The organism is Reyranella sp. (assembly GCF_965227665.1).
Lineage (GTDB): Bacteria > Pseudomonadota > Alphaproteobacteria > Reyranellales > Reyranellaceae > Reyranella.
The window spans coordinates 4,154,434-4,179,616 of record NZ_OZ245767.1; the positions used below are offsets into that span (position 1 = coordinate 4,154,434).

The 25,183-nt window shown below is 67.5% G+C and carries 27 protein-coding genes and 2 riboswitches; of the genes, 13 read left to right on the forward strand and 14 right to left on the reverse strand.

Translation table 11 applies throughout. The features are described from left to right. Positions 1 to 74: 74 nt before the first annotated feature. The 4 genes from pheT to rpmI all read right to left on the reverse strand — a co-directional run bounded on the left by pheT (position 75) and on the right by rpmI (position 4,230). Entirely contained in the window at positions 75 to 2,474 is a 2,400-nt protein-coding gene (pheT, locus tag ACO07I_RS20055; protein WP_422010409.1) for a phenylalanine--tRNA ligase subunit beta, read from the reverse strand. After that, positions 2,471 to 3,571 carry a phenylalanine--tRNA ligase subunit alpha gene (gene pheS / locus ACO07I_RS20060; protein WP_422010411.1) on the reverse strand — a complete coding sequence of 367 codons (1,101 nt, stop codon included), beginning with the start codon at positions 3,569 to 3,571 and terminating at the stop codon, positions 2,471 to 2,473. Before pheS ends, pheT begins: the two co-directional genes overlap by 4 nt. A gap of 95 nt (positions 3,572 to 3,666) precedes the next feature. After that, on the reverse strand, positions 3,667 to 4,023 hold the full coding sequence (gene rplT, locus ACO07I_RS20065; protein WP_422010413.1) for a 50S ribosomal protein L20: 357 nt from the start codon (positions 4,021 to 4,023) through the stop codon (positions 3,667 to 3,669). 3 nt (positions 4,024 to 4,026) lie between these two features. Beyond that, positions 4,027 to 4,230 carry a 50S ribosomal protein L35 gene (gene rpmI / locus ACO07I_RS20070; protein WP_298317193.1) on the reverse strand — a complete coding sequence of 68 codons (204 nt, stop codon included), beginning with the start codon at positions 4,228 to 4,230 and terminating at the stop codon, positions 4,027 to 4,029. A gap of 202 nt (positions 4,231 to 4,432) precedes the next feature. Between rpmI and ACO07I_RS20075 the strand changes: the two genes are divergently transcribed. Further along, complete coding sequence (locus tag ACO07I_RS20075; RefSeq protein ID WP_422010415.1) at positions 4,433 to 5,191, forward strand: SDR family NAD(P)-dependent oxidoreductase; 759 nt, start codon at positions 4,433 to 4,435, stop codon at positions 5,189 to 5,191. Positions 5,192 to 5,370: 179 nt separating this feature from the next. Continuing rightward, on the forward strand, positions 5,371 to 6,243 hold the full coding sequence (locus ACO07I_RS20080) for a hypothetical protein (RefSeq protein ID WP_422010417.1): 873 nt from the start codon (positions 5,371 to 5,373) through the stop codon (positions 6,241 to 6,243). A gap of 29 nt (positions 6,244 to 6,272) precedes the next feature. On the opposite strand, the gene infC is transcribed toward ACO07I_RS20080, so the two are convergent. The 3 genes from infC to ACO07I_RS20095 all read right to left on the reverse strand — a co-directional run bounded on the left by infC (position 6,273) and on the right by ACO07I_RS20095 (position 10,145). Next, positions 6,273 to 6,809, reverse strand: coding sequence for a translation initiation factor IF-3 (infC, locus tag ACO07I_RS20085; protein WP_298317210.1), 537 nt, complete (start codon positions 6,807 to 6,809; stop codon positions 6,273 to 6,275). Positions 6,810 to 6,868: 59 nt separating this feature from the next. Then, the gene (gene thrS, locus ACO07I_RS20090) at positions 6,869 to 8,812 is read right to left on the reverse strand and encodes a threonine--tRNA ligase (RefSeq protein WP_422010419.1); all 1,944 of its coding nucleotides are present in this window, start codon (positions 8,810 to 8,812) and stop codon (positions 6,869 to 6,871) included. Positions 8,813 to 9,008: 196 nt separating this feature from the next. Further along, complete coding sequence (locus ACO07I_RS20095) at positions 9,009 to 10,145, reverse strand: glycosyltransferase (protein ID WP_422010421.1); 1,137 nt, start codon at positions 10,143 to 10,145, stop codon at positions 9,009 to 9,011. 59 nt (positions 10,146 to 10,204) lie between these two features. Between ACO07I_RS20095 and ACO07I_RS20100 the strand changes: the two genes are divergently transcribed. Beyond that, complete coding sequence (locus ACO07I_RS20100; RefSeq protein ID WP_422010423.1) at positions 10,205 to 10,951, forward strand: alpha/beta fold hydrolase; 747 nt, start codon at positions 10,205 to 10,207, stop codon at positions 10,949 to 10,951. A gap of 103 nt (positions 10,952 to 11,054) precedes the next feature. Here the strand turns inward: ACO07I_RS20100 and ACO07I_RS20105 are convergent, their stop codons facing one another. Beyond that, positions 11,055 to 11,918: an SDR family oxidoreductase gene (locus ACO07I_RS20105; RefSeq protein ID WP_422010425.1), complete on the reverse strand. Its 864-nt coding sequence runs from the start codon at positions 11,916 to 11,918 to the stop codon at positions 11,055 to 11,057. 36 nt (positions 11,919 to 11,954) lie between these two features. Here ACO07I_RS20105 and ACO07I_RS20110 point away from each other — a divergent pair, with 36 nt between their 5' ends. Then, positions 11,955 to 12,803 (forward strand): tetratricopeptide repeat protein, encoded by an 849-nt coding sequence (locus tag ACO07I_RS20110; protein WP_422010427.1) that lies wholly within the window; start codon positions 11,955 to 11,957, stop codon positions 12,801 to 12,803. Between the two features lie 28 nt (positions 12,804 to 12,831). Further along, positions 12,832 to 13,485 (forward strand): hypothetical protein, encoded by a 654-nt coding sequence (locus tag ACO07I_RS20115; protein ID WP_422010429.1) that lies wholly within the window; start codon positions 12,832 to 12,834, stop codon positions 13,483 to 13,485. A 10-nt stretch (positions 13,486 to 13,495) separates the two neighbouring features. On the opposite strand, the gene rnhA is transcribed toward ACO07I_RS20115, so the two are convergent. From rnhA to ispH, 3 genes are read right to left on the reverse strand one after another with little or no spacing between them, the layout of a single operon-like run. Next, complete coding sequence (rnhA, locus tag ACO07I_RS20120) at positions 13,496 to 13,942, reverse strand: ribonuclease HI (protein WP_422010431.1); 447 nt, start codon at positions 13,940 to 13,942, stop codon at positions 13,496 to 13,498. Continuing rightward, positions 13,939 to 14,889 carry a homoserine kinase gene (locus tag ACO07I_RS20125; RefSeq protein WP_422010433.1) on the reverse strand — a complete coding sequence of 317 codons (951 nt, stop codon included), beginning with the start codon at positions 14,887 to 14,889 and terminating at the stop codon, positions 13,939 to 13,941. Before ACO07I_RS20125 ends, rnhA begins: the two co-directional genes overlap by 4 nt. A gap of 1 nt (position 14,890) precedes the next feature. Then, positions 14,891 to 15,841, reverse strand: a complete 951-nt coding sequence (gene ispH, locus ACO07I_RS20130; protein WP_422010435.1) for a 4-hydroxy-3-methylbut-2-enyl diphosphate reductase — start codon at positions 15,839 to 15,841, stop codon at positions 14,891 to 14,893. A gap of 121 nt (positions 15,842 to 15,962) precedes the next feature. Here ispH and ACO07I_RS20135 point away from each other — a divergent pair, with 121 nt between their 5' ends. The 4 genes from ACO07I_RS20135 to ACO07I_RS20150 all read left to right on the forward strand — a co-directional run bounded on the left by ACO07I_RS20135 (position 15,963) and on the right by ACO07I_RS20150 (position 18,545). After that, positions 15,963 to 16,205, forward strand: a complete 243-nt coding sequence (locus ACO07I_RS20135) for a CDGSH iron-sulfur domain-containing protein (RefSeq protein WP_422010437.1) — start codon at positions 15,963 to 15,965, stop codon at positions 16,203 to 16,205. Beyond that, a complete protein-coding gene (locus ACO07I_RS20140) occupies positions 16,202 to 16,738 on the forward strand; it encodes a hypothetical protein (RefSeq protein ID WP_422010439.1) in 537 nt (178 codons plus the stop codon). Before ACO07I_RS20135 ends, ACO07I_RS20140 begins: the two co-directional genes overlap by 4 nt. Beyond that, the gene (locus ACO07I_RS20145) at positions 16,738 to 18,084 is read left to right on the forward strand and encodes a (Fe-S)-binding protein (RefSeq protein ID WP_422010441.1); all 1,347 of its coding nucleotides are present in this window, start codon (positions 16,738 to 16,740) and stop codon (positions 18,082 to 18,084) included. The genes ACO07I_RS20140 and ACO07I_RS20145 overlap by 1 nt, the downstream gene beginning before the upstream one ends. 122 nt (positions 18,085 to 18,206) lie before the next feature. Then, the gene (locus tag ACO07I_RS20150) at positions 18,207 to 18,545 is read left to right on the forward strand and encodes a gamma-glutamylcyclotransferase family protein (RefSeq protein WP_422010443.1); all 339 of its coding nucleotides are present in this window, start codon (positions 18,207 to 18,209) and stop codon (positions 18,543 to 18,545) included. Between the two features lie 73 nt (positions 18,546 to 18,618). On the opposite strand, the gene ACO07I_RS20155 is transcribed toward ACO07I_RS20150, so the two are convergent. Genes ACO07I_RS20155 through ACO07I_RS20165 form a run of 3 tightly spaced genes read right to left on the reverse strand, consistent with a single transcriptional unit; the run spans position 18,619 to position 19,910 of the window. Beyond that, positions 18,619 to 18,990, reverse strand: a complete 372-nt coding sequence (locus ACO07I_RS20155) for a HEPN domain-containing protein (protein ID WP_422010445.1) — start codon at positions 18,988 to 18,990, stop codon at positions 18,619 to 18,621. After that, positions 18,980 to 19,303 carry a nucleotidyltransferase domain-containing protein gene (locus tag ACO07I_RS20160; protein ID WP_422010447.1) on the reverse strand — a complete coding sequence of 108 codons (324 nt, stop codon included), beginning with the start codon at positions 19,301 to 19,303 and terminating at the stop codon, positions 18,980 to 18,982. The genes ACO07I_RS20155 and ACO07I_RS20160 overlap by 11 nt, the downstream gene beginning before the upstream one ends. 31 nt (positions 19,304 to 19,334) lie before the next feature. Further along, on the reverse strand, positions 19,335 to 19,910 hold the full coding sequence (locus tag ACO07I_RS20165; RefSeq protein ID WP_422010449.1) for a TetR/AcrR family transcriptional regulator: 576 nt from the start codon (positions 19,908 to 19,910) through the stop codon (positions 19,335 to 19,337). A gap of 309 nt (positions 19,911 to 20,219) precedes the next feature. After that, positions 20,220 to 20,310: riboswitch (glycine riboswitch) on the forward strand. Positions 20,311 to 20,313: 3 nt separating this feature from the next. Next, positions 20,314 to 20,415: riboswitch (glycine riboswitch) on the forward strand. Positions 20,416 to 20,494: 79 nt separating this feature from the next. On the opposite strand from ACO07I_RS20165, the gene gcvT reads away from it, so the two are divergent. From gcvT to gcvPB, 4 genes are all read left to right on the forward strand, one after another. After that, positions 20,495 to 21,616 (forward strand): glycine cleavage system aminomethyltransferase GcvT, encoded by a 1,122-nt coding sequence (gene gcvT / locus ACO07I_RS20170; RefSeq protein ID WP_422010451.1) that lies wholly within the window; start codon positions 20,495 to 20,497, stop codon positions 21,614 to 21,616. A 9-nt stretch (positions 21,617 to 21,625) separates the two neighbouring features. Beyond that, positions 21,626 to 22,003 carry a glycine cleavage system protein GcvH gene (gene gcvH / locus ACO07I_RS20175; RefSeq protein ID WP_298317127.1) on the forward strand — a complete coding sequence of 126 codons (378 nt, stop codon included), beginning with the start codon at positions 21,626 to 21,628 and terminating at the stop codon, positions 22,001 to 22,003. A gap of 144 nt (positions 22,004 to 22,147) precedes the next feature. After that, complete coding sequence (gene gcvPA, locus ACO07I_RS20180) at positions 22,148 to 23,494, forward strand: aminomethyl-transferring glycine dehydrogenase subunit GcvPA (protein ID WP_422010454.1); 1,347 nt, start codon at positions 22,148 to 22,150, stop codon at positions 23,492 to 23,494. Next, the gene (gene gcvPB, locus ACO07I_RS20185) at positions 23,494 to 25,092 is read left to right on the forward strand and encodes an aminomethyl-transferring glycine dehydrogenase subunit GcvPB (protein WP_422010456.1); all 1,599 of its coding nucleotides are present in this window, start codon (positions 23,494 to 23,496) and stop codon (positions 25,090 to 25,092) included. The genes gcvPA and gcvPB overlap by 1 nt, the downstream gene beginning before the upstream one ends. Positions 25,093 to 25,183 lie beyond the last annotated feature (91 nt).

Below are 25,183 nucleotides of genomic sequence, written 5' to 3' on the forward strand. Positions count from 1 at the left end.
ATCTGGCGCTACTTCCAAAGGCGTTCTCTGGTGTAGGCGCGAGGTCCTTCGCTGCGCTCAGGACGACAAGAGTGTTACCCACGCAGCACGGCACCCGTCGCCTTGGCGACGGCCGCCACGATCTTATCGGACACCGCCTCGATCTCCGCATCGGTCAAGGTACGCTCGACCGGTTGCAGGGTGACGGCGATGGCCAGCGACTTCTTGCCCTCCGGCACGCCCTTGCCGGCATAGAGGTCGAAGACGCGGGCGGCCGTGATCATCACCTTGTCGGCGTTGCGGGCGGCGCGCACCAGCTTTTCCGCCTCGACGCCCGCATCGACCAGGAAGGCGAAGTCGCGCTCGACCGGCTGGAAGGCCGACAGGACGAGCTTCGGCCGCGCCTTGGTGGCCTTCGCCTTGGGCAGCGGCGGCGCATCGAGGAACACCTCGAAGGCGGCGACCGGGCCCTTGAGGTCGGCGGCCGCCAAGATCTCGGGATGCAGTTCGCCGAAATAGGCCATCACGCGATCGCCGAGCTTGAGCGCGCCCGAGCGGCCGGGGTGATACCAGTTCGGCGCGCCTGCCTGCGACGTGAGCGTGTCCGGCGCGCCGATGGCGCTGAGCACCGCCAGCGCATCGGCCTTGGCGTCGAAGGCGTCGACGGTGCGCGCGGGTCCCGCCCAGTTGCGCGGCACTGCCATGTTGTGGCGGATGCCGGCCGCGACGGTGCGCTGGCCCTGCGGCGTCGCGTCCTTGTACTGCGGGCCGACCTCGAACAGCGCCGGATCGGACAGGCCGCGCGCCTCGTTGCGCGAGGCCGCGTCGATCAGGTTGGGCAGGATCGAGGGCCGCATCGTGTCGAGCGTGGCGTCGATCGAGTTGAGCAGCCGCACGTCCGCCCCGCCGCCGCCGAAACGCTCGGCCTTCTTCAGCGGCAGGAAGGACCAGGTCACGGCCTCGTTCATGCCGCGCGCGGCCAGCGCCCGGCGGGCCTGCGGCGTGCGGCGCTGCAGCGGGTCGCGTACCGGCCGCGACATGGTCGAAACCGGCGGCAGCGAGGTGGTCGGGATCTTGTCGAAGCCGAACACGCGTGTCACTTCCTCGACGAGGTCGGCCTCACCCACGATGTCGGGACGCCACGACGGCACGGCAGCGGTCCACGGGCCGCTGCCCTCGACGCCGAAGCCCAGCTTGCTGAGGATGGACACCGTGTCGGCGGAAGAGACCTCGATGCCGGTCAGCGTCTGTACGCGGTCTGTGCGCAGCGTGTAGCTGCGCTGCCACGTCGGCATGACGCCGCTCGACACCAGCTCGCTGCACTCGCCGCCGCACAGGTCGAGGATCAGGCGCGTCGCGACCTCGGCGCCCCACCAGCAGGACTCCGGATCGATGCCGCGCTCGTTGCGATAGCGCGCGTCGGACAGGATGCCGAGCTTGCGGCCGGAGGCGGCGATGCCGATCGGCTGGAAGTAGGCGGCCTCGAGGAACACTTCCGTCGTGCTCTCCTGCACGCCGGTCTCCTCGCCGCCCATGATGCCGCCGATGCCGTGCACGCCCTTGGCATCGGCGATCACCGAGACCGCCGGATCGAGCGTGTAGGTCTTGCCGTCGAGCGCCAGGATCTGCTCGCCCTCGCGCGCCTGGCGCATGACCAGGTCGCCGGAGAGCTTCGCCGCGTCGAAGACGTGCAGCGGCCGGTTGAGGTCGAAGGTCACCAGGTTGGTGATGTCGACCAGGGTCGAGATCGGGCGCAGGCCGATCGCCTTCAGCCGGCGCTGCAGCCAATCGGGCGAGGGACCGTTCTTCACGCCGCGGAAATGGCGGCCCACGACGATCGGGCAGGGGCTGTCCGGGGCGGCCGCATAGTCGTGCGTCCACTTGATCGGGCTGGCATAGCTGCCGGCGACCTTGTCGGCCTTGACCGGCTTCAGCGTGCCGAGGCCGGCCGCCGCGAGGTCACGGGCGATGCCGTGGACGCCCAGGCAATCGCCGCGGTTGGGCGTCACCTTGATCTCGATCACCGCATCGCCGAGGCCGAGCGCCTCGGCGGCGGACTGGCCGGGCACCGCTTCGGCCGGCAGGTCGATGATGCCGCTATGATCGTCGCCGAGCTGCAGCTCGCGCGAGGAGCAGAGCATGCCGTTGCTCTCCTCGCCGCGGATCTTGCTGGCCTTCAGCGTGATGCCGGTGCCGGGGATGTAGCTGCCGGTCGGCGCGAAGATGCCCTTCATGCCGGTGCGCGCGTTGGGCGCGCCGCACACGACCTGGACGACCGTTCCGCTGCCGGTATCGACCTTGCAGACCCGCAGCCGGTCGGCGTTGGGATGCTGCACCGCCTCGACCACGTAGCCCACGACGAAGCCCTTCAGGGCCTCGGCGGGATCGGTCAGGCCCTCGACCTCGAGGCCGAGCATGGTGAGCGTGTCGCGCACCTGAACCAGCGTCGCGTCGGTCTCGAGATGCTCCTTGAGCCAGGACAGGGTGAATTTCATCGTCCGAGCCCTCCGGTGAGCGAGGGAGTTTCCAGGGCCGAGAAGCCGTAGTGGCGCAGCCAGCGCAGGTCGGCGTCGAAGAAGGCCCGCAGGTCGGGGATGCCGTATTTCAGCATGGCGATGCGATCGATGCCCATGCCGAAGGCGAAGCCCTGGTAGATGGCGGGATCGAGGCCGCAATTGGCGATGACGTTGGGATGCACCATGCCGGAGCCGAGGATCTCCAGCCACGAATCGCCGGCGCCGATCTTCAGTTCGCCGTCCTTCCACGAGCAGCCGATATCGACCTCGGCCGACGGCTCGGTGAACGGGAAGTAGGAGGGGCGGAAGCGCAGCGGCAGGTCGTCGACCTCGAAGAAGGCGCGGCAGAAATCGACCAGGCAGCCCTTGAGATGGCCCATATGCGTCGTGCGGTCGATCACCAGGCCCTCGACCTGGTGGAACATCGGCGTGTGGGTGGCGTCGCTGTCGATGCGGAAGGTGCGGCCCGGCACGATGATGCGCAGCGAGCCGCCGTCGGCCAGCCGTTTCTGCACGTCCTTGCTCAGCATGGTGCGCGCCTGCACCGGCGAGGTATGGGTGCGCAGCACCATCGGCGTGCCGTCGGCGCGCGGCGGCAGGTAGAACGTGTCCTGCATCTGGCGCGCCGGATGGTCCGGCGGGATATTGAGAGCGGTGAAGTTGTGCCAGTCGTCCTCGATGTCGGGACCGTCTGCCCAGGTGAAGCCCATCTCGCCGAAGATCGCGCCGATCTCGTCCATCACCTGGCCGATCGGATGCAGCGTGCCCTGTCCCTCGGGCCGCGCGGGCAGGGTGACGTCGATCTTCTCGGCGACCAGCCGGGCTTCGAGCGCCGAGGCGCTGAGCGAGCCCTTGCGCGCCTCGAGCGCGGCCTCGATCTCGCCCTTGAGCTGGTTCACGCGCGCGCCGAATTCCTTGCGCTGCTCGGGCGCGAGCCCGCCCAGCGTCTTCATCAGGCCGGTGACGCTGCCCTTCTTGCCGAGCGCCGCCACGCGCGCGGCTTCCAGCGCGCCGAGATCGGTGGCGGCCTGGACGGCGTCGAGCGCCTCGCTGCGAATCGTCGAAAGATCGTCCATCTTTCCCACTCTCGAAACCGAACACGAAAAAAGGGAGCCTGTGGTCCAGGCTCCCTCTTTGCGATTGCTATCTGCCGCGCGTGACGCGCGAAAGACTACTTGAGGGCGGCCTGGGCCTGATCGACCAAAGCCTTGAACGCTGCCGGCTCACGGGTCGCGAGATCGGCCATGACCTTGCGGTCCATCTCGATCCCGGCCTTGATGATGCCGTTCATGAACTGGGAGTAGGTCATGCCATGCTCGCGGGTCGCCGCGTTGATGCGCTGGATCCAGAGGCCCCGGAAGGCGCGCTTCTTGTTGCGGCGGTCGCGATAGGCGTACTGGAGGCCCTTCTCGACCTTCTCGATGGCGACGCGGAACGCCGCATTGGAGCGGCCGCGATAGCCCTTGGCGAGCTTGAGGACCTTCTTGTGACGGGCGTGTGCAACCACGCCCCGCTTTACGCGTGCCATGGTCTACCTCGCGTACGGGAAGAAGTTGCGCTTGAGGATCCGGGTGTCCGGATCGGACATGATCGCCATGCCGGTCGCCTGACGGAGGAAGCGGTTGCCCCGCTTGCTCATGCCGTGGCGCTTGCCCACGACCCCATGCTTCGCTTTACCGGAGGCCGTGAAGCGAAAACGCTTCTTGGCTCCGCTCTTGGTCTTCATCTTGGGCATTTTTGTTCCTTTTCAAAGGGTTAGCGCTTGCGCGCCGGTCCCGACCCCCTGTGAACAGACGGCCGGAAGGTCCTTACGAAGCAGCCGAGGCAATGCCCTTATTGGCCAAGCCACTCGAAGGAACGCGGCTTATACAGAGGCGGCCCGATACGTGCAAGCATGCCGGGACCGGGCCGAAAGGCCCTTTCACGGGGATTTTCGCATGAAACTGGCAGGCAAGGTGGCACTGGTGACGGGGGCCCAGCAGGGCATCGGGGCGGCGATCGCGCGGGCGCTGGCGGGCGAGGGCGCCGACGTGGCCGTGAGCTGGCTCGACGACCGGGCGGGCGCCGAGGCGGTGGCGCGCGACATCGCCCAGCTCGGCCGCCGGGCCCATCTCCTGAAGACCGACGTCTCCAAGGTGGCCGAGATCGAGGCAATGGTCGCCGAAACGGTCGAGGTGCTCGGACCGCCCGACATCCTGGTGAACAATGCCGGCGTCTATCCGCGCGTGCCGTTGCTCGAGATGCAGGAGAGCGACTGGGACTATCTCATGGACATTAACCTGAAGGCGGGCTGCTTCGCCGCCATCGCCGTCGCCAGGGCCCTGATCGCCGCCGGCCGGACGGGCGGGTCGATCATCAATCTCTCCTCGCAGGCGATCCGCGGCGCCGCCCGCGGCGTCCATTACAGCGCGAGCAAGGGCGGCGTGGTCTCGATGACGCGGGCGATGGCCCTCGAACTCGCCCCGCACGGCATCCGGGTCAACGCGATCGCGCCCGGCACGACCGATACCGCCCAGCCGCGCTACGGCAACACCGATGCCGAGCTCGTCGAGATGGCGCGCGCCAACATCCCGCTGGGCGGCAAGCTGCTCACGCCGGAGCAGATCGCCCGCACCGCCGTCTTCCTCGCCTCGGACGACTCCGACGCCACGACGGGCCAGGTGCTGCACGTCAACGGCGGCTCGTACATGCCCTGACAGGGCGGCTGCTTCTTTCCCGTCTCTGTAAAGGTCGCGACGCCGGCGCCGATCGCGAGTGATCGCGCCTGGGCTGAGGAGAGGTCACGAAGAGACCGCAACGACGAGAGGTTTGATGCGTTATCCGGGGGGCGAGAATTGCCATCCTCCGCCGCCCGCTTCCCAGGAAACCCGGTCCGATGAAAATTGCAGCGTTTGCTCTTCTGGCACTCCTGGCCGCGCTGCCGGCACGAGCCCAGTTGCCGGCGCCCCCCGTCTCCGCTCTTCGGCTGGACGCTGCACCGGCGCCGCCAGCGAACGCACAGGCTGCCGCCACGCCCCTGACGGCGCTCTCCAGCTCCGAGAAGGTGCGGGACAATTCCGGCGGCCAGTACCTGCTGATGAAGACCGTGGTCGCGAGGTCGATCGGGATCCAGAAGACGCGTGCCCTGCCGGTGGAGTCGGGCGGCTACAACCTGCTGAAATATTGCTGGAGTCCGGAGAACGTGCTGGGTGCGTGGGGCGAGAGTTCGGGCCTCACCGGCGAAATGGTGGTGCGGGCGCTCGAGACCCTCTCCTGGTCGCGCGACCTCGCACGGGCCGGCTATCCGGAAGCGCCGGTGGCCGAGGTCATCGGACGTTACGAGGCGGATCTGATCGCTGCCGGCTTCACGGAAGCCGCGCGAACGCGGGCGCTCGAAGCCCTGAGGATGGAACTGGAAAGCCTGCAGCGGCGCGCGCCGGGCGCATCCGAGATCGTCGCCCGTCTGCGCTGCAACCAGCAGCCCGCCTCGTTTGGCTTGAATGTCGCGACCTCGCCGGAGGGCGCTCGCGCGCGGTTCATGCCTTACGTGCTGCACCAGTTCTGTCTCGCGCAGCAGATCGATCCCGCCGATGCGGTGCGGTGCGATTACTGGCAGTCGGCGAAGGCGGAGGGGCCCATGTCGTTCGCCGGCGAAACCGCTTACACGGTGACCTGGCCCGACAATGTCGTGACGACCGGGCGGTTCAATCCGGATGAGTATCGAGCCACCGGGACGGTGACATTGCGCCAGCGGCCCCCGAAGAACTGAGGGCCGCTGTCGGCGCTACCGGCCTGGCGTCACTTGGGCGCCAGAACCATGATCATCTGCCGGCCTTCCATGCGCGGCATCGACTCGATCTTGGTGTGCTCGTCCATCTCGCCGCGCACGCGGTTCAGCACCTCCATGCCGAGGTTGGAATGCACCATCTCGCGGCCGCGGAAACGCAGGGTGACCTTCACCTTGTCGCCTTCCTCGATGAACCGCTTCATGGCGCGCATCTTCACTTCGTAGTCATGTTCATCGATGTTCGGGCGCATCTTGATCTCTTTGACCTCGATGACCTTCTGGTGCTTGCGCGCCTCGTGGGCCTTCTTCTGGGCCTCGTACTTGTACTTGCCGTAGTCGGAAATCTTGGCGACCGGCGGCACGGCGTTGGGCGAGATCTCGATCAGGTCGAGGCTGGCCTCTTCGGCCATCTCGATGGCTTCGCGCGTGCTGACCACGCCAACCATCTCGCCGTTCTCGTCGATGAGACGGACTTGCGCGGCTCGGATTTCGGCATTGACGCGCGGACCCTCGCGGGTGGGCGCTGTCTGTTGTGCAGGTCGTGCTATGGCTCACTTCTCCTGTGCTGAAGCCCCTGCTTCGGGGCGGGTCTGGAAACCCGGCCGCCCTAGAAGGGCGGCCGGGCCTCGGTTGAAAGTGTAGTGACGGCGGCCCCGAGTTCAAGGACCTCCTGCTTTTCCGAGCCCAGCCGGCGGATGGCCACCGTGCGGGCTTCCATGTCGCGCCGGCCGACCGCGAGGATCAGCGGGACATGGGCCAGCGAATGCTCGCGGACCTTGTAGTTGATCTTCTCGTTACGCAGGTCGGTGTCGACCCGCATGCCGGCGGCCCGCAGCGCTGCCGCGACCTCCTCGGCATAGCCATCGGCGTCGTTCACGATCGTGACCACCACCGCTTGTGTCGGCGCCAGCCACAGCGGGAAGCGGCCGGCATAGTTCTCGATCAGGATTCCGATGATGCGCTCGAAGCTGCCGAAGATGGCGCGGTGCAGCATGACCGGACGCTTGCGCGATCCGTCCTCGGCCACATAGGACGCGTCCAGCCGCTCGGGCAGCACGAAATCGACCTGCAGGGTGCCGCACTGCCAGTCGCGGCCGATCGCGTCGCGCAGCACGAATTCCAGCTTGGGACCGTAGAAGGCGCCTTCGCCGGGATTGAGGACCAGGTCGAGCCCGGCCGCCTTGGACGCCGCCTTGAGGGCGCCCTCGGCCTGGTCCCACACCGCGTCCGAGCCGGCGCGCACCGGCGGGCGGTCGGAGAACTTCACGAAATAGTCCGGGAAGCCCAGGTCCTTGTAGATCGAGCCCAGCAGCTCGCAGAAGCGGATCGTCTCGCTCTCGATCTGCTCCTCGCTGCAGAAGATGTGGGCATCGTCCTGCGTGAAGTTGCGCACGCGCATGATGCCGTGCAGCGCGCCCGACGGCTCGAAGCGATGGCACGAGCCGAACTCGGCCATGCGCAGCGGCAGCTCGCGATAGCTGCGAAGGCCCTGGTTGAAGATCTGCACGTGGCAGGGGCAGTTCATCGGCTTCAGCGCGAAGATGCGCTTCTCGTCGTCGTCGATGAACTCGCGCAGGCCTTCCTCGTTCTCGCTGAGATACATGTTCTCGCGGAACTTCTCCCAGTGGCCCGAGGCTTCCCACAGCTTGCGATCGACGAGCTGCGGCGTCTTCACTTCCTGGTAGCCACCGGCATCCAGCCTGCGCCGTATGTAGCTCTCCAGCGTGCGCCAGAAAGTCCAGCCCTTGGGGTGCCAGAACACCATGCCCGCGGCTTCTTCCTGCTGGTGGAAGAGGCCCATCTCGCGGCCGAGACGGCGATGATCGCGCTTCTCGGCCTCCTCGATGCGGTGCAGATAGGCCTTCAGGTCCTTGTCCGAGAAGAAGACCGTGCCGTAGACGCGCTGCAGCTGGGCGTTGTTCTTGTCGCCGCGCCAGTAGGCGCCCGACACCTTCGTGAGCTTGAAGGCCTTGCCGAGCTTGCCCGTCGAGGGCAGGTGCGGCCCCAGGCACATGTCGAGCCAGTCGCCCTGCTTGTAGACCGAGATTTCCTCGTCCTTCGGCAGTTCGTCGGCCCACTCGGCTTTGAACTTCTCACCGTGCTGGACGAAGTAGTCCTTGATCTGCGCACGATCCCACACCGAGCGCTCGATCGGCAGGTCGCGGTCGACGATCTCGCCCATGCGCTGCTCGATCTTCGCGAAATCGTCGGGCGAGAAGGGCTGGTCGCGGACGAAGTCGTAGTAGAAGCCGTCCTCCGTCGAGGGGCCGAACGTGATCTGCGTGCCGGGAAAGAGCTCCTGCACCGCCTGGGCCAGCACGTGCGCCGCATCGTGGCGCAGCAGCTCGAGCGCATCCGGGTCGCGCGACGTCACGATGCCGATCTTGGCATCACGATCGACCACGTGGGCCAAGTCGACCATCTTGCCGTCGACGCGCAGCGCGAGCGCCGCCTTGGCAAGACCCGGACCGATCGAGGCCGCGATCTCGGCGCCGCTGACCGGCTTGTCGAAGGACCGGACCGAACCGTCCGGGAGAGAAATATTGATCATTGAAGTCACCAGCTAACGAAATTCCAAACGCAATCCATCCGCCGACTCAACAGGGTCGGCAGCGGCAGGCCGGGAAGCCGCACGAGTGCGCGCGCCCGGCCGATTCAAGTTCGGACGGTGGTGATAACGGCAGGAGCGGTGAAAAACCGACGTTCCATGAGCCCGGAGATAGTTGCCGGGCCCCCGCGAGTCAAGGTCAGCCGCCGGCCAGACGATGATAGAGGGCCAGCAGCTGCTGGTTGGACTGCGCCAGGCTGTAGGTACTGCGCACATGCTCCTGCGCCGTGCGCGCGAGTTCCGCGCGTCGCTCGATCGAAAGCGACAGGGCGGCCTGCAGGGCCTCGGCGAGGGAAGCGGGATCGCCTGCCGGGGCCAGCCAGCCCGTCACGCCATCGGGCCGGATGGTTTCGGCAGCGCCGCCGCCATCCTCGGCGACGACGGGCCGTCCCATCGCCTGGGCTTCGACCAGGGCGCGGCTGAAGCCCTGCCGTGCACCACCGGTCGAGACCACGACGTCGGCCAGCATGTAGGCGGCCGGCATATCGTCGACATAGGGGCCGATCTGGACGCGGCCGTTGAGCTGCGCCGCCTCGATCGTGCGTTCGAGCTCCTTCTCGAAGGGAGTCGTGGCGCCGGTCGAGCCCAGCAGGAGACAGAACACGTCCTCCCGTCCCAGCCGCCCGATCGCCTCGACCAGGATCTTCTGGCCATTATCCTCGCCGAAGCGGCCGGGGCACAGAACGAGATGGCTGCCGTCCGGCACGCGCAGCTCGCCGGCCAGGCGGATCAGGCGGTCGGCGCGCACGATCGCCGGATCGAACCGGTCGAAGTTGATGCCGGGGGTGATGATCTCCAGACGGTCCTGGAGGGCCGGGAAACGCTCCAGCGCGTCCCGCGCGACATGCTGCGACACCGCGATCACCGCATCGGCGCGCGACTGGCGTCCCTCGACGAACCGCCTCGCGAGATCGGAGGCGAGGAACGGCCGATGCAGAGTCGCGATCCACCTGACGCCGAGCCGTCGCGCCAGCGCGCGCGCGACCCAGCCCGAAGCGGGCGAGCGTGCCTGGATGACGTCGACCTTCGCGTCGCGCAGGCTCGACACGAGCTTGCCCGGCAGGGTCAACCGTCCCCACAGCGGGTGCGGCGAAGCCGGGAGTTCGATGTGAGTGGCGCGCAGCCTCAGCAGGTCGGGAACCAGGCTGCCGCCGGGCGACGCCACGATCGCCGAGCCGCCGGCCGCGATGACGGCCTGCGCGGCCTCCAGCGTGGCGCGGGCCACGCCGCCACCGGCCAGGGTCGGAACGATCTGAAGCAGGGTTGGCGCGGACACGGGCGTTGCTTTTGGCTAGAGGATTGAAGGGCGGCAGCAGGTAACACGGGAGGAACAGCGTGGGTAGGGTCGAGCGGCTTCAGCGCGACGACGGACACACCATCGCCTACGCGGTGACGGAAGGACGGGCGCCGACCGTCGTCTTCCTCGGCGGCTTCCGGTCCGACATGACCGGCACCAAGGCGGTGGCGCTCGAAGCCTGGGCCGAGAAGACCGGCCACGCCTTCCTGCGCTTCGACTATTTCGGCCATGGCCAGTCGTCGGGCCGCTTCGAGGAGGGCACGATCGGCCGCTGGCTGGACGATTCGCTCGTGGCGATCGACCGGCTGACCACCGGCAGGCTGGTGCTGGTCGGGTCGAGCATGGGCGGATGGCTGTCGTTGCTGGCGGCGCGTGCGCGGCCCGAACGGCTGGCTGGTCTCGTGTTGATCGCGGCCGCGCCCGACTTCACCGAACGCATGCTGCTGAACGGCCTCTCCCCCGAGGATCGCGCAACCCTGGAGCGCGACGGCCGGCTCGAACGTCCGTCGCAATATTCGCCCGAACCGTCGGTCTTCACCTGGAAGCTGATCGAGGAGGGGCGCCATCACCTGCTGCTCGACAAACCGCTGGCGCTGCCCTGTCCGGTGCGGCTGCTGCATGGCCAGAGCGATCCCGACGTGCCGTGGGAATATTCCCTGCAGATCGCCAAGCATCTCGAGGCACCGGAGGTCGTCACCACCTTCATCAAGGGCGGCGACCATCGCCTCAGCACCCCGGCCGACATCGCGCGCCTGATCGCGACGGTCGAGGAGCTGGTGGGGTAGAGCAAAGCTGCCTCTTTGGAGCGCGCCACTCCAGTGGCGCTCAAGCGTCGTCGCTGCAAGGTATGAGCGCAACTGGAGTTGCGCGCTCCATTGCTACACCGCGCTATCCTTCCGCCGCCGCGATGGCCTTCAGGCCCTCGCGGTAAGTCGGATAACGCAGCACGACGCCCAGTTCGCGCTTGAGCTTGTCGTTCCTGACGCGACGGCTCTCCGAATAGAAGGAGCGCGCCATCGCCGACATCGTGGGCGCCGCTTCTTCCCAGGGGACGACCGGCGGCACCGGCCTTCCCAGCAGCTCGCAGGCATAGGCGATGACGTCGGCATTCGAGGCCGGCAGGTCGTCGGCCACGTTCCAGATCTCGGTCCCGGTCTCGCGTGCCGCGGCCTTCATCGCGCTCGCGGCGAGGTCCTCGACGTGGATGCGAGAGAAGACCTGGCCCGGCTTGTCGATGCGCTGCGCCGTGCCGGCTCTCACGCGCTCGAGGGTGCTGCGGCCGGGACCGTAGATGCCCGGCAGGCGCAGGATGTGGAGGGACGCGCCCGCCCCGGCGGCAAGCGCGCGCCAGCCCTGTTCGGCGGCGAGCCGCTGCTGGCTGCGCGGCTGGGTGGGAAGGGGCGTCGTCGTCTCGTCGACCCAGCCGCCCTCGTGGTCGCCATAGACGCCGGTGGTCGAGAGGTAGCCCAACCAGCGCGCCTGGCCGAGCAGTTCGCGGCAGGTGCGCAGCGCCGGGTCGCCCTCGGAGCCGGGCGCGATCGTGCACACGACATGGCTGGGCTCACCGAAGGCATCGGCCGACAGTGCCGCCGTGCCGTCGAACCGATGGGCCTCGATCCCGGCTTCGCGCAGCCTGCGTGCCTTCTCTTCGGTCGTGCAGGTCCCGGCCACCGTCCAGCCGTCGGCCCTTGCAAGCTTGGCGATTTCAAGGCCGCTGAAGCCCAGACCGAAAATGAAAAGTCGTCTTGTCATCTTGTCAGGAACCCCGCGGCACGGTTCTTTTCAACCATGTTGTTTCGCCTCCAGCCGCTATGGCTGCCGCTTCTCCTCCTTGCGGCGTCGCCGGCGCTCGCCCAGCCCATTCCCGTGATCCCTGCCAAGCCCCTGCCCGGGCCGCCGGCGCTGGAAGTGCGGCCCGATCACGTCCAGCGCTACAACGACTGCATGCGGCTCGCCCGCATGGAGCCGCTGCGCGCGCTGCCGGCGGCCGAGAAATGGATCGCCGAGGGCGGTGGCCTGGGCGCTCGCCACTGCGTCGCCCTCGCCATGTTCCAGTCGGGCAAGCCTGCCCAGGCCGCCGCGCAGTTCGAGGCGATTGCCCGCGACATGGGCCAGGACCGGCCGGGGCTGCGGGCCGAACTCTATGCCCAGGCGGGACAGGCCTGGATGGAGGCCGGCGCGGCCGACAGGGCCGCCGCGGCGCAGAGCCGCGCCCTCGAACTCAAGGCCGACGATCCCGACCTCTGGATCGATCGCGGCCTGTCCTATGCCGCGATGCAGTCGTGGCCGCGCGCCATCTCCGACTTCGACCGGGCTCTCCGCCTGCGCCAGGACGATATCGATGCGCTGGTCCTGCGCGCCGCGGCCTGGCGCAATGCCCGGGATCCCGGGCGCGCCCTGATCGACCTCAACCGCGCCCTGGCGATCGCGCCCGATCACACCGAGGCGCTGCTCGAACGCGGCTTCACCCATCTCGCCCGCGGCTCGCGCGACGCCGCCAACGCCGACTTCACCCGCGTGCTGCGACTGGTGCCGGCGGGCACCCCGGCCGCGCGCCGCGCCGAAGCCGGGCTGGCCAATGCCGGCGCTCCCGCGCCCGCCGCCCCGACGACCCCGCCGCCCAGCGGGAAGCGATAGCCTCGTGCAAGCCCCTCAGGTAAAACTCATGCAAATGAAAAAAGCCCTCTCGTCGATCGCCCTGTTCGCTGCCCTGGTCGTTGCCGCGCCGGCCTTCGCCCAGCCGGCCGCCGCCCCGCAGCCGCCCGCGTCCTATTACCCGGCGCCACCCCCGGAGCGGGCGCCGGTCACCGAACGCGGGGCATCGCCTACCGATCTCTCGTCGCCGCTGCCGCCCGCACCCCCGAAGGTCGAGCGGACGGTCATCGATTCCGACGCCGAGGCGCAGCTCTTCGCCGAGGCGCGCCGGATCACGTGGGGCCGCCATTCAAAGATCAAGGGCGCCAAGCCCGGCGAAGTGACGGTTACGCGCCAGGGCAATCTCTGGATCGTGAAGGGCCGCCTCGACAGTGTCGCGCCCGGCACCGAGGGCGACTGGGTTTCCATCGACGGCGTCGTGGAGCGCATCGCGGCGGGCGTGGTTCAGGTTCGCGGCGAGGTCGCCTTCCGCGTGGCTTCGGTCGAGAAGGGCACGCCCTGCAAGGTGGCAGGCCTGCTCACCTTCCGCCGCTCGGGCAAGTCGCAGGTCTGGCGTCTGGCCGAAGGCGACAATCCCTGCGACGGCAAGCGCGAGGGCTTCGACCTCGTGATGGACAAGCAGGGCGAAAAGAAGCCCGTCCCGCCGCAGCCGAAGCGGAGCTGATCTCAGCGCTCTATGACCTGAGCGCCGAGATCGCCGCGCGGGCCAGCGCGTCGGCGCGTTCGTTCTCAGGGTGGCCGCTATGGCCCTTCACCCAGTGCCACTCGACCTGATGGGCGGCGCGGGCGGCGTCGAGGCGCTGCCATAGTTCGACGTTCTTCACCGGCTTCTTGTCGGACGTCCGCCAGCCGTTCTTCTTCCAGCCGTGGATCCACTTGGTGACGCCGTCCTTCACATAGGTGCTGTCGGTGAAGAGGCGGACGTGGCACGGCCGCTTCAGCGCCTCGAGCCCCTGGATCGCCGCCATCAGCTCCATGCGGTTGTTGGTGGTCGCGCGGTCGCCGCCGGACAGTTCGCGTTCCTTCTCGCCCATGCGCAGGATCGTGCCCCAGCCACCCGGGCCGGGGTTTCCGCTGCAGGCGCCGTCGGTGAAGATCTCGACCTTTGCGGGTTCGTTCACAATCCGTAATCCGAAAGAGAGGTGACGCCGCGATGGAAGCGCAGCTTGGCGAGATATTCCTGCGGGTCCTTGCGCTTCACCAGCGCGTTGGGCGGCGTGTGCACCCAGTCGTAGAGCCGGGTCAGCAGGAACCGCAGCGCTGCGCCGCGCGCGAGCAGGGGCAGCGCCCGCTTCTCGTCGTCACCCAGTTTGCGCACGCGCTCGTAGCCCTGCAGCAGGGCGCGCGCCTTGGTGGCGTTGAAGGAATTGTCGATCTCGAAGCACCAGGCGTTGAGGCAGATCGCGACGTCGTAGGCCAGCAGGTCGTTGCAGGCGAAGTAGAAGTCGATCAGGCCCGAGAGCCTGTCCTGCAGGAAGAAGACATTGTCGTTGAACAGGTCGGCATGGATCACGCCGGCCGGCAGGTCGCGCGGCCAGTTGGCCTCGAAGAATTCGATCTCGGCGCCCAGCTCGCGGTCGAGCGGCGCATCGATCTCGCGGCGGCAGCCTTCCCAGAGGGGGCGCCAGCCCGCCACCGAGAGCGCGTTCGGCCGCCTGAGCGAAAAGTCCTGGCCGGCGAGATGCAGGCCGGCCAGCGCCTCGCCCACCGGTGCGCAATGGCCGACCGTCGTGCGCCTCGGCCACATGCCGTGCAGGAAGCTGGTGATCGCCGCCGGCTTGCCGGCCAGCGACCGCAGGGCGTTGCCGTCGCGGCCATGGATCGGCTGCGGGCAGGTGATGCCGCGTGCCGCGAGATGATCCATCAGGCCGAGAAAGAAGGGGAGATCCCGCGGATCGACGCGCTTCTCGTAGAGCGTGACGATGTACTGGCCCTTCGTCGTGGTCAGCAGGTAGTTGGAATTCTCGACGCCCTCGGCGATTCCCTTGAAGGATTCGGCCCGGCCGATGTCGTATTCGGCGAGAAAGGCTTCGAGCTCGGTATCGCCGACTTCCGTGTAGACCGCCACGTCAGGCCACCAGCGCGCGCGGCAGCTTGAACACGACGCTTTCCTCGGTCGTGCGCACTTCCTCGACGGTGACGTCGTAGCGCGCGCGGCAGGCCTCGATCAGCTCGTCGACCAGAAGCTCGGGCGCCGAGGCGCCGGCCGTGATCCCTAGCCGGCCTGCATCGCCCAACCAAGCCCAGTCCATGTCGGCGGCTCGCTGGACGAGACGCGACTTCGCGCAGCCGTAGTTGGCGGCGACCTCGACCAGGCGCATCGAGTTCGACGAGTTGGGCGCACCGATCACCACCAGCGCGTCGCAGCGTCCGGCGATCGCCTTGACCGCCGCCTGGCGGTTGGTGGTCGCGTAGCAGATGTCTTCCATCTTCGGTCCCTGGATCGCCGGGAAGCGCCGGCGCAACACCGCGACGATCCCTGTCGTGTCGTCGACCGACAGGGTCGTCTGCGTGGCGTAGGCCAGGTTCTGCGGGTCGGGCACCTCGACCGTCTCGGCCTGGGCGGCATCCTCGACCAGGATCACCGCGCCGTCGGGAAGCTGGCCCATCGTGCCGATCACCTCGGGATGGCCGGCATGACCGATCAGCACGACGGTGCGTCCCGACTCGCTGTGACGCTCGGCTTCGCGATGGACTTTGGAGACCAGCGGGCAGGTTGCATCGACATAGAGCAGGTTGCGACGGCCCGCCTCGGCCGGCACGGATTTCGGCACGCCGTGCGCGGAAAAGACGACGGGACGGTCGTCGGGCACCTCGTCGAGCTCGTCGACGAAGATCGCGCCCTGTGCCTCCAGGTTCTCGACCACGAAGCGATTGTGCACGATCTCGTGCCGCACATAGACCGGCCGGCCATAGCGCTTCAGCGCCTGCTGGACGATCTGGATGGCACGGTCGACGCCGGCGCAGAAGCCGCGCGGACTGGCGAGCAGGATCGTGAGCGGCTTCTTCTGGGTGACCATGAAAATTCGTTCGACACTATGCCGACCCGTTCGCTTGCGGGCCTGCGGACCATTGCCTAGAGTCCGCGCGGTACGGATTGGCGCGGCACCGTAACAAAGCCGCCGCAACGGGGAAAGCAACATGACCGAGCCGGTTGTCGCGGCCAGGGCGCCTTCGAAGGTCGCCCTCGAGGCGGGCAAGGACTACTGGTGGTGCGCCTGTGGCTTGAGCAAGGCCCAGCCTTTTTGCGACGGCAGCCACAAGGGTTCGGGCCTCGCCCCCATGAAGTACTCGGTCGAGAAAGCCGGCGACTACTGGCTCTGCGACTGCAAGCACAGTTCCAAGAAACCGCTTTGCGACGGCTCACACAAGACTCTGGCATGACCCTCAGTATGATGACTCTCCGGGCAGCGCCTGTCGCGCTGGCGCTTGTTCTTTCCGCCTGCGGCGGCGGCTCCAATGAATCGGCGGATGCCTACTGTCCGGCGCCGTTCACGGTCCAGGATGCCGGCCGGCTGACCCATTTCAGGGACGGGCCGGGCCGCGATCCGCGCGACGTCGAGTACGAGGCGGTTCTGACCGGTGCCGGCACGAAGTGCTCGCTGCGGCGCAATCAGATGGACGTGACCCTGGTCATGCGCGTCTCGGTCACGGCTGGACCCTCGGCGATCGCCGGCCAGACGCGCGTGCCATACTTCGTTCGTGTGATCGGCGCCTCGGGCCAGGTCATCCAGGGCCAGGATTTCACCGCCGACTTCAAACTGTCGAACGCCAGCCCGCGCGGCCAGTCGCAGGAGGAGCTCAACCTGACCCTGCCGTTCGGCCAGATTTCGGAACTGGGCAACTACCGCATTGCCGTCGGCCTCAAGCCGTCGCAGGAAGAACTCGAGTACAACCGGCGGATGGGCCAGCGCTGATGAGCGCCTATGCCGACAGGCTGGACGCATTGGTCGCCGAGGCGGCTGATCGCTGTACGGGCTGCGGCAAGTGCTTCGCGGCCTGTCCGACGGCGCGCGAAAGCGGGCTCGATGCGGGGGAGGCCGTGCAGCGCGTCGGCGAACTGCTGTCGCTCACGCGCGAGGGCGGGGCCGCGGCGCCGCTGCTCGACCAGTGGCTCGGCGCCTGTGACGGCAGCGCCCAGTGCACCGCCGCCTGTCCCGAGGGCATCAATGTTCGCCAATGGGTGACCATCGCCAAGATGAAGTCGCTGCAGGCTGTCAGGCCGGTGCAGGAAGGCGCGACCAATGCCGCGGGCCGCTTCCGCCACATGGCGCAGGCCGTGCGGCTGCTCGCCAGCATGCAGCTTCCGTCGGAGACGCTGAAGAAGATCCTGGCGCCGGCTGAGCGGCGCACCGCCGACGTGCTGTTCTATACCGGCTGCAACGTGCTGCGCACGCCGCACATCGTGCTGAACGTCATGGATATCCTCGACGCGCTGGAGCTCGACTTCGACGTGGTCGGCGGCACCGCCCATTGCTGCGGCGTCTACCAGTTCCAGGAAGCCGATCTGCCGACCTATGAGCGCATGGGACACCGCACCTTCCAGCGCTTCGGCCAGTCCGGTGCGTCCAAGGTGCTGACCTGGTGCCCGACCTGCACCAAGAATTTCGACGAGCTGGAGAAGGACGTCGAGGAACCGTCGTTCGATCTCGGCCATGTCAGCGAATTCCTCGCTGCCAACCTCGAGTCGCTGAAGGCGCGCTTCCAGGCGGACCAGCCGAAGCGCCGCGTCGTGATCCACGAGCATCAGGGCATTGGCGCGACGGTGGAGAGCATCCGCGCCCTGCTGCGCGCCGTGCCCAACCTCGACCTGGTCGAGCTGCCGCAGGATTCGGGCTTCTCCTATGCCTGCGGCGGACAGGCCGCGAAGTTCAAGGCGCGCGAGCAGGCGATCCATCGCGACCTGGTGATGGGCGCGGTCGATGCCGGCGCCGACACGATCGTCACCATGTATCATTCCTGCCATCGCGCGCTCTCCGGCGCCGAGGCGATCTATCCCTCGCTCCGGGTCGTGAACTTCACCGACGTGCTGGCCGAGGCGCTGGGCCGGGGTGGCCATCCCGACTACTACCAGCTCTACAAGCAGGGCGGTGCGATGGACGAGGCCGTGAAGGCCGCGCGCGGCTTCCTGGAAAACAACGGCGTGCGCATCGACGAGAACGCCGTGAAGTCTCTCACCGCCGACATCTTCAACGAGACCGGCATCGGCGGCCCGCGCGAGGCCTTCGCCGAAGCCTTCGGCGCGCTGGCACGCGAGGGCTGACGGAACTCAGGGCTGTCGTCCTGAGCGCAGCGAAGGACCTAGCGGAGCGGCCAAAGGACTGCGTAGCCGGCGTGAGATCCTTCGCTTTGCTCAGGATGACAAGGATTGAGTAAGGAACCGAAGTGACCGACGTCTGGCTCTTCTCCTACGGCACGCTGCAGCAGCAGGACGTGCAGATCGCGACCTTCGGTCGGCGGCTCGAAGGTCGTGCCGATGCTCTGCCGGGCTATGCCACGTCGCTGCTCGAGATCCGGGACGCCGAGGTCGTGAAGACCAGCGGCAAGACGCATCACCTCATCGCGCTGCCGTCCGGCCGTGCCGAAGACGAAGTGCCGGGCGTGGTGCTGCGGCTCACCGCGGCCGAGCTTGCCGCCGCCGACACCTACGAGGTGTCGGACTACAGGCGCGTCGCTGTGCGCCTGAAGTCCGGCCTCGAAGCCTTCGTCTACGTCGCCGCCTGATCTGCGCTTTCGGTGGATTTGGTCGAAAGCCTCAAGGACATCTCAGCCAGATCGGCAAGCTGGAACTGGCCGACTACACCGATCGGCGAATATCCTCGATTGTCCTCTTCCAGGTCTCGATCGTCACCGCCGATGGAAGCTCCCAACTGTCCTCCGCCGGATATCTGTAGGCCACGCCATACGGGGTGAGTTTGGCGAGAGTGGCGAGCTTGGCCTTCAATGGATGGTTCTCGGGCAGCAGCCCGGCCAGGGCGCCGATATCATGAGTCTTCGAGAAGGGAATTCGGCTCTCGACGAGCACGGCCTTCACCAGTTTCTCAGCCGCCTGCTGGCAATGGTAACCTGCGCCTGTCAGCGACGGCAGGGGCCCATGGAGGTTGTTGACCACTTGGCGCAGATCGTCATCGACGACAGCCAACCATGCGGCGGCCGCCTCACTGGCCATAGACGAGCTGCCCCTCGTGCGTTGCGAGATAGCTCAGCGTGCCGATATCGTTGCGTCGGCGCTCGAACACGCTCCTTCGGCAAGGGACGATATCCAGGGAGATGCCGGGATCGCGAGAAATTTCAGCGGTCGCGGACAGGGAGCGCTGTTCCACTGGTGCATTGTCCGAAACTATGACCAACAGATCGTAGTCGCTATCGGCGGTGGCGTCACCGCGAGCACGACTGCCGAACAAATAGATGGCCTCGGGTGCCATCGCGCTTACGACGCGGGCGACCATGCGATCGAGGACATCAGGCTCTCTGCCGCTCATGGGAGCATTATACACCAACGGCGAGCGGTCCCTATGGCGACTTCACCGCCAGCACCGCCCAGGCCGCATCGGCAAAGAAGGCCACGTGATCGGACAGGGGGCCTTCGAAGCGGCCGTAGACCTTGTAGGTCGCGGGCTGCATGACGGTGCCGATGGCGGAGGCGGCCGCGAGGTCGGGGTCTCGCGTCGGGATCTCGCCGGCCGCCATGGCGCTCACGATGACCTCGCGCAGGACATCGACCGGGTTGGGCGTGCCGTCGGGGACCAGCGCCAGGAACAGATGCTGCGTGAGCAGGTGGTAGGCGAACAGCGACCAGTCCCGGTCGGCCCATTCGCAATAGCAGCGGACGATGGCCTCGATCTTGTCCCGCAGGCGCGTGACGGGCCGCTGTGCCTCGGCCAGCGCCTCGGCCAGCGCGCGGTGGTGGCCGAGGAAGATGTCGAGCGCGAGCTGCTCTTTGCTGGGGAAGTAGCGGTAGATCGTGCCTTCGGCGATCGACGCCGCCATGGCGATCTCGCGGGTCGTGGTTTCTGCGACACCGCGCGCCACGAACAGGGTGAGGGCCGCGCGCTCTACGCGGGCTTTTGTCTCTTCGGCTTTGCCCATGTGCCGCATCCTATGAGGGAGCGCTCACTCGGAAAAGAGGGGTTCTCGCTTTCAGCCGAGAGCCAGCGCCAGTCGATTTCACAAGCGGGTCGCGCAGCCCAGGGCGCTGCATCGGTGTGAAGCTCGGAGAATTCGCCGAACGAACTACGGATGAACATGCCAGCCTCCAAAAATGAGTAACCGCTCATATTAATAAGTGAGCGATCACTCAATTACAAGGGCGGATTCTCTTTTCCCGCAATTTCGCGGTCCTGCGCGCCTTTGTGCGTGGACGCCGAACAGGGCCCTCCCTATGGTCCGTCCACCCAGACGATCCCTGTGGGAGAGCCCATCCGCGAGGATGGCGCCGAAGGAGCAACCGGCCCCGGAAACTCTCAGGCAAACGGACCGCAGGAGGATGGGTCTCTGGAAAGTGGCGGGCGCCCCATTCGGCGCACGCCCACCGACGAAGTAAGCCGGGCCTCTTCGGAGGCTCCCGGCGAATCTTTCAGGTCTCCGGACAGAGGGGGTCGCGAACGGCGCAGTCCTTGCGTCGTGAAGGCGCGACTCCGGTCGCGTTCAACGCGACTTCGACGGAGACTCTTTTGACCGAACCCACCGCCGGCCCCCTGAAGCGCACGCCGCTTTACGATCTTCATCGCGAGCTGGGCGCGCGCCTGGTGCCCTTCGCCGGCTACGAGATGCCGGTCCAGTATCCGACCGGCATCCTGGTCGAGCACACGCATACCCGCACCGCCTGCGGCCTGTTCGACGTCTCGCACATGGGCCAGGTGCGTCTCACCGCGAAGCCCGGCCAGAGTGCCGCGAAGGCGATGGAGACGCTGGTGCCGGGCGACATCGCCGGCCTGCAGCCGGGCCAGCAGCGCTACACCCAGTTCACCAACGATGCCGGCGGCATCCTCGACGATCTGATGGTGACCAACGCGGGCGATCACCTGCTGGTGGTCATCAATGCGGCCTGCAAGGATGCCGACCTGGCGCACATGCAGAAGCATCTCTCGGCGACCTGCGAGGTCGAGCCGATGTTTTCGCGCGGGCTGCTGGCGCTGCAGGGACCGCAGGCGTCGGCGGTGCTGTCGCGGCTGGTGCCGCAGGTCGCCACCATGAAGTTCATGACCGGCGCCTATGTCGAGATCGACGGCGCGCGCTGCTACGTCACGCGCTCGGGCTACACCGGCGGCGACGGCTACGAGATCTCGACGCCGGCCGAGCAGACCGACGCCATCGCGCGCAAGCTGCTCAGCCATCCCGAGGTCAAGCCGATCGGACTGGGCGCCCGCGATTCGCTCAGGCTCGAGGGCGGACTCTGCCTCTACGGCCACGACATCGACACGACCACCACGCCCGTCGAGGCGGTGCTGCTGTGGAGCGTCGGCAAGGAGCGGCGTGTGCAGGGCGGGTTCCCCGGCGCCGCGGTCGTCCAGAAGCAGATCGCCGAAGGCTCGACGCGCAAGCGGGTCGGCCTGCTGCCCGAAGGCAAGGCAATCGCGCGCGAGGGCGCGGAGATCGTGATCGACGGCAAGACCGTCGGCACCGTCACGTCAGGTGGCTTCTCGCCCACGCTGGGGCGCGCCATCGCCATGGGCTACGTCGAGCGCAGCCGGTCAGCCAACGGAACCAAGGTCGATCTCATGGTGCGCGGCAAGCCCGTGCCGGCCGAGATCGTGCCCATGCCTTTCGTCAAACACGCCTACTACCGCGGATAGGAGATCAAGATGGCCGAGACCAAGTACACCGAAGAGCATGAGTGGATCCGCGTCGAGGGCGATGTCGGCACGATCGGCATCACGCAATACGCCCAGGAGCAGCTCGGCGACGTCGTGTTCGTCGACGTGCCCGCGGCCGGCCGCACGGTCGCCAAGGGCGAAGCGTGCGCCGTCGTCGAATCGGTAAAGGCAGCGTCCGACATCTACGCGCCGGCTTCCGGCGAAGTCGTCGAGAGCAATGCGGCGCTGGCCGACACGCCGGGCGACGTGAATGCCGAGCCGACCGGCAAGGGCTGGTTCTTCAAGCTGAAGCTCGCCGACAAGGGCGAACTCGACGGCCTGATGGACGAGGCCGCCTACGAGGCCTTCGTGAAGAGCCTCGGCTAGCCAACCTGACCTCATCCCGAGGAGTGCCCGCAGGGCACGTCTCGAAGGATGGGCCAGGGACAAGGTGCTCGTTCCCATCCTTCGAGACGCATCGCTGCGCGATGCTCCTCAGGATGAGGACATAACTCAAGGAGCAAGAGCCTGATGCGTTATCTCCCTCTCACCGACGCCGACCGCCGCGAGATGCTGAGCGTGATCGGCGCCAAGTCGGTCGACGAGCTGTTCCGCGACGTGCCGGCATCGGCGCGGCTGGCGGGCAAGGTCGGCGGCCTGCCCGATCACCAGGGCGAACTCGAAGTCGAACGCGCCTTCCAGGGCTTTGCCGCCAAGAACCTCTCGCCCGCCGCGACGCCGTTCTTCATCGGCGCCGGGGCCTATCGCCATCACGTGCCGGCGACCGTCGACTACATGATCCAGCGCGGCGAGTTCCTGACCTCGTACACGCCGTATCAGCCGGAGATCACGCAGGGCACGCTTCAGTACCTGTTCGAGTTCCAGACCCAGGTGACCCTGCTCACCGGCATGGAAGTCGCCAACGCCTCGATGTACGACGGCTCGACCGGCACGACCGAGGCGGTGTTGATGGCCAACCGGGTCACGCGCCGCCACAAGGCGCTGATTTCGGGCGGGCTGCATCCGCAGTATCGCAGCATCATCGAGACCACGGCCAAGTGGGAAGGCTTCACGGCGAACTTCTCGAAGACGGACGCCGAGGGCCTCGAGGATCTGATCGCTGCGGTCGACCGTGAGACGTCCTGCGTGGTCGTGCAGAACCCGAGCTTCTTCGGCCATGTCCGCGACTTCACCAAGCTCGCCGAAGCCTGCCACGCCGCCGGCGCGCTGCTGATCGTCGTGGTGACGGAAGTCGTCTCGCTGGGGCTGCTGATGCCGCCGGGCGAGATGGGCGCCGACATCGTGGTCTGCGAGGGCCAGTCGATCGGCAACGGGCTCGGTTTCGGCGGTCCCTATGTCGGACTGTTCGCGACCCGCGACAAGTACATGCGCCAGATGCCGGGGCGTCTGGTCGGTGAGACCGTCGATGCCGACGGCAAGCGCGGCTTCGTGCTGACCCTCTCGACGCGCGAGCAGCATATCCGCCGCGAGAAGGCGACCTCCAACATCTGCACGAATGCCGGCCTCTGCGCGCTGGCCTTCACGGTGCATCTCACCCTGCTGGGCGAGACGGGCTTTGCGCGGCTGGCCGAGCTCAACCATGCCAAGGCCTCGCAGCTCGCCGACAGGATCGCGGCGCTGCCGGGCGTCACCGTGTTGAACGACAGCTTCTTCAACGAGTTCACGGTGAAGCTGCCCAAGCCCGCGGCCGAAGTCGTCGAGGCGCTGGCGGCCAAGCGCATCCTGGGCGGCCTGCCGGTGTCCCGCCTGATCCCCAACGATCCCTCGGTCGCGAACCTGCTGTTGCTGGCGGCGACCGAAACGGCGACCGACGCGGGCATGGACCCGCTGATCGCCGGCCTGAAGGAGGTGCTGTGATGGTACAGTCGCTCGACCGCAGCCAGGGACGCGCTGGCAGTGTCTCCGCCGGTTCCGTCAACACGCACGGCACTTACACCGGCAACCGCGCGCTCCAGATCGAGGAGCCGTTGATCTTCGAGATGGGCCAGGCCGGACGCTGCGGCGTCGACCTGCCGGAACCGCCCAAGGTGAAGGACCGGTTGAACGGCCTGCGCCGCAAGGGCGAGATCGGCTTGCCCGGTCTTTCCGAGCCGCAGGTGGTGCAGCACTACACGCGTCTCAGCCAGAAGAACTACGCCATCGACATGGGCGTCTACCCGCTGGGCTCGTGTACGATGAAGCACAACCCCCGCATCAACGAGAAGGTCGCGCGCCTGCCCGGCATCGGCGATCTCCATCCGCTGCAGCCGGTCTCGACGGTGCAGGGCGCGCTGGAGCTGATCGACGGCCTGGCGCACTGGCTCAAGACCCTCACCGGCATGCCGGCCGTGGCGATGTCGCCGGCCGCGGGCGCGCATGGCGAGATGTGCGGCATGATGGCGATCGCCGCGGCCCTCGAGGCCAAGGGCGAGCGCGCCCAGCGCCGCACCGTGCTGGCGCCCGAATCGGCGCACGGCACCAACCCCGCTACGGCGGCGGCGCTCGGCTTCGTGGTGAAGCCGATCCCGGCCAACGATCGCGGTCGCGTGGACCTCGCGGCGCTGAAGGCGGCGCTGGGTCCCGACGTGGCGGCGATCATGCTGACCAATCCCAACACCTGCGGCCTGTTCGAAAGCGAGATCGTCGAGATTTCCAAGGCCGTGCACGACGCGGGCGCCTACTTCTACTGCGACGGCGCCAACTTCAACGCCATCGTCGGCCGCGTGCGGCCGGGCGACCTCGGCATCGACTGCATGCACATCAACCTGCACAAGACCTTCTCGACGCCGCATGGCGGCGGCGGGCCGGGGGCGGGGCCGGTCGTGCTGTCGGCGGCGCTGGCGCCCTTTGCGCCCTATCCGTGGATCGTGAAGGACGGCGACACGTGGCGCGTCGCCGAGGACGGCGCCAAGGTCGACGGCATGCCGCTCGGCCGCCTCAAGGCGTTCCATGGCCAGATGGGCATGTTCACGCGAGCGTTGGCCTACATCATGAGCCATGGCGCCGACGGTCTCCGGCAGGTCGCCGAGGACGCGGTCCTCAACGCCAACTATGTGATGGCCGCGCTCAAGGACGTGATGAGCCCGGCCTTCGAGGGGCCGTGCATGCACGAGGCGCTGTTCGACGACAGCTTCCTCAAGGACACGGGCGTCAGCACGCTCGATTTCGCCAAGGCGATGATCGACGAGGGCTATCACCCGATGACCATGTACTTCCCGCTGGTGGTGCATGGCGCGATGCTGATCGAGCCGACCGAGAGCGTGGCCAAGGAAGATCTCGACCAGTTCATCGGCGCGCTGCGCTCGCTCACCGCGAAGGCCAAGACCGGCACCGCCGCCGAGGACTTCAAGGCGGCACCGCTCTACGCGCCGCGCCGCCGTCTCGACGAGACGCTGGCCGCGCGCAAGCCGGTCCTGCGCTGGAAGCCCTCGAACAACCCGCCGGGCACCGATCCGCTGAAGCAGGCGGCGGAGTAGTCAGAACTTTCCTCCCCCGTCACACGGGGGAGGTGCCCGCAGGGCGGAGGGGGAGAGCCACAGGCTTGATCTCTCCCCAACTCAAAATCAT

Excerpts from the sequence above, each read along its gene's own strand:
- rpmI (WP_298317193.1), bottom strand. The coding sequence starts at position 4,230 with ATGCCCAAGATGAAGACCAAGAGCGGAGCCAAGAAGCGTTTTCGCTTC.
- ACO07I_RS20115 (WP_422010429.1), top strand. The coding sequence starts at position 12,832 with ATGCAAATGAAAAAAGCCCTCTCGTCGATCGCCCTGTTCGCTGCCCTG.
- ACO07I_RS20110 (WP_422010427.1), top strand. The coding sequence starts at position 11,955 with ATGTTGTTTCGCCTCCAGCCGCTATGGCTGCCGCTTCTCCTCCTTGCG.
- gcvH (WP_298317127.1), top strand. The coding sequence starts at position 21,626 with ATGGCCGAGACCAAGTACACCGAAGAGCATGAGTGGATCCGCGTCGAG.
- thrS (WP_422010419.1), bottom strand. The coding sequence starts at position 8,812 with ATGATCAATATTTCTCTCCCGGACGGTTCGGTCCGGTCCTTCGACAAG.
- ACO07I_RS20165 (WP_422010449.1), bottom strand. The coding sequence starts at position 19,910 with ATGGGCAAAGCCGAAGAGACAAAAGCCCGCGTAGAGCGCGCGGCCCTC.
- pheS (WP_422010411.1), bottom strand. The coding sequence starts at position 3,571 with ATGGACGATCTTTCGACGATTCGCAGCGAGGCGCTCGACGCCGTCCAG.
- ACO07I_RS20145 (WP_422010441.1), top strand. The coding sequence starts at position 16,738 with ATGAGCGCCTATGCCGACAGGCTGGACGCATTGGTCGCCGAGGCGGCT.
- ACO07I_RS20140 (WP_422010439.1), top strand. The coding sequence starts at position 16,202 with ATGACCCTCAGTATGATGACTCTCCGGGCAGCGCCTGTCGCGCTGGCG.
- gcvPB (WP_422010456.1), top strand. The coding sequence starts at position 23,494 with ATGGTACAGTCGCTCGACCGCAGCCAGGGACGCGCTGGCAGTGTCTCC.
- ACO07I_RS20135 (WP_422010437.1), top strand. The coding sequence starts at position 15,963 with ATGACCGAGCCGGTTGTCGCGGCCAGGGCGCCTTCGAAGGTCGCCCTC.
- pheT (WP_422010409.1), bottom strand. The coding sequence starts at position 2,474 with ATGAAATTCACCCTGTCCTGGCTCAAGGAGCATCTCGAGACCGACGCG.
- ispH (WP_422010435.1), bottom strand. The coding sequence starts at position 15,841 with ATGGTCACCCAGAAGAAGCCGCTCACGATCCTGCTCGCCAGTCCGCGC.
- gcvPA (WP_422010454.1), top strand. The coding sequence starts at position 22,148 with ATGCGTTATCTCCCTCTCACCGACGCCGACCGCCGCGAGATGCTGAGC.
- rplT (WP_422010413.1), bottom strand. The coding sequence starts at position 4,023 with ATGGCACGCGTAAAGCGGGGCGTGGTTGCACACGCCCGTCACAAGAAG.
- ACO07I_RS20155 (WP_422010445.1), bottom strand. The coding sequence starts at position 18,990 with ATGGCCAGTGAGGCGGCCGCCGCATGGTTGGCTGTCGTCGATGACGAT.
- ACO07I_RS20160 (WP_422010447.1), bottom strand. The coding sequence starts at position 19,303 with ATGAGCGGCAGAGAGCCTGATGTCCTCGATCGCATGGTCGCCCGCGTC.
- ACO07I_RS20105 (WP_422010425.1), bottom strand. The coding sequence starts at position 11,918 with ATGACAAGACGACTTTTCATTTTCGGTCTGGGCTTCAGCGGCCTTGAA.
- ACO07I_RS20075 (WP_422010415.1), top strand. The coding sequence starts at position 4,433 with ATGAAACTGGCAGGCAAGGTGGCACTGGTGACGGGGGCCCAGCAGGGC.
- ACO07I_RS20080 (WP_422010417.1), top strand. The coding sequence starts at position 5,371 with ATGAAAATTGCAGCGTTTGCTCTTCTGGCACTCCTGGCCGCGCTGCCG.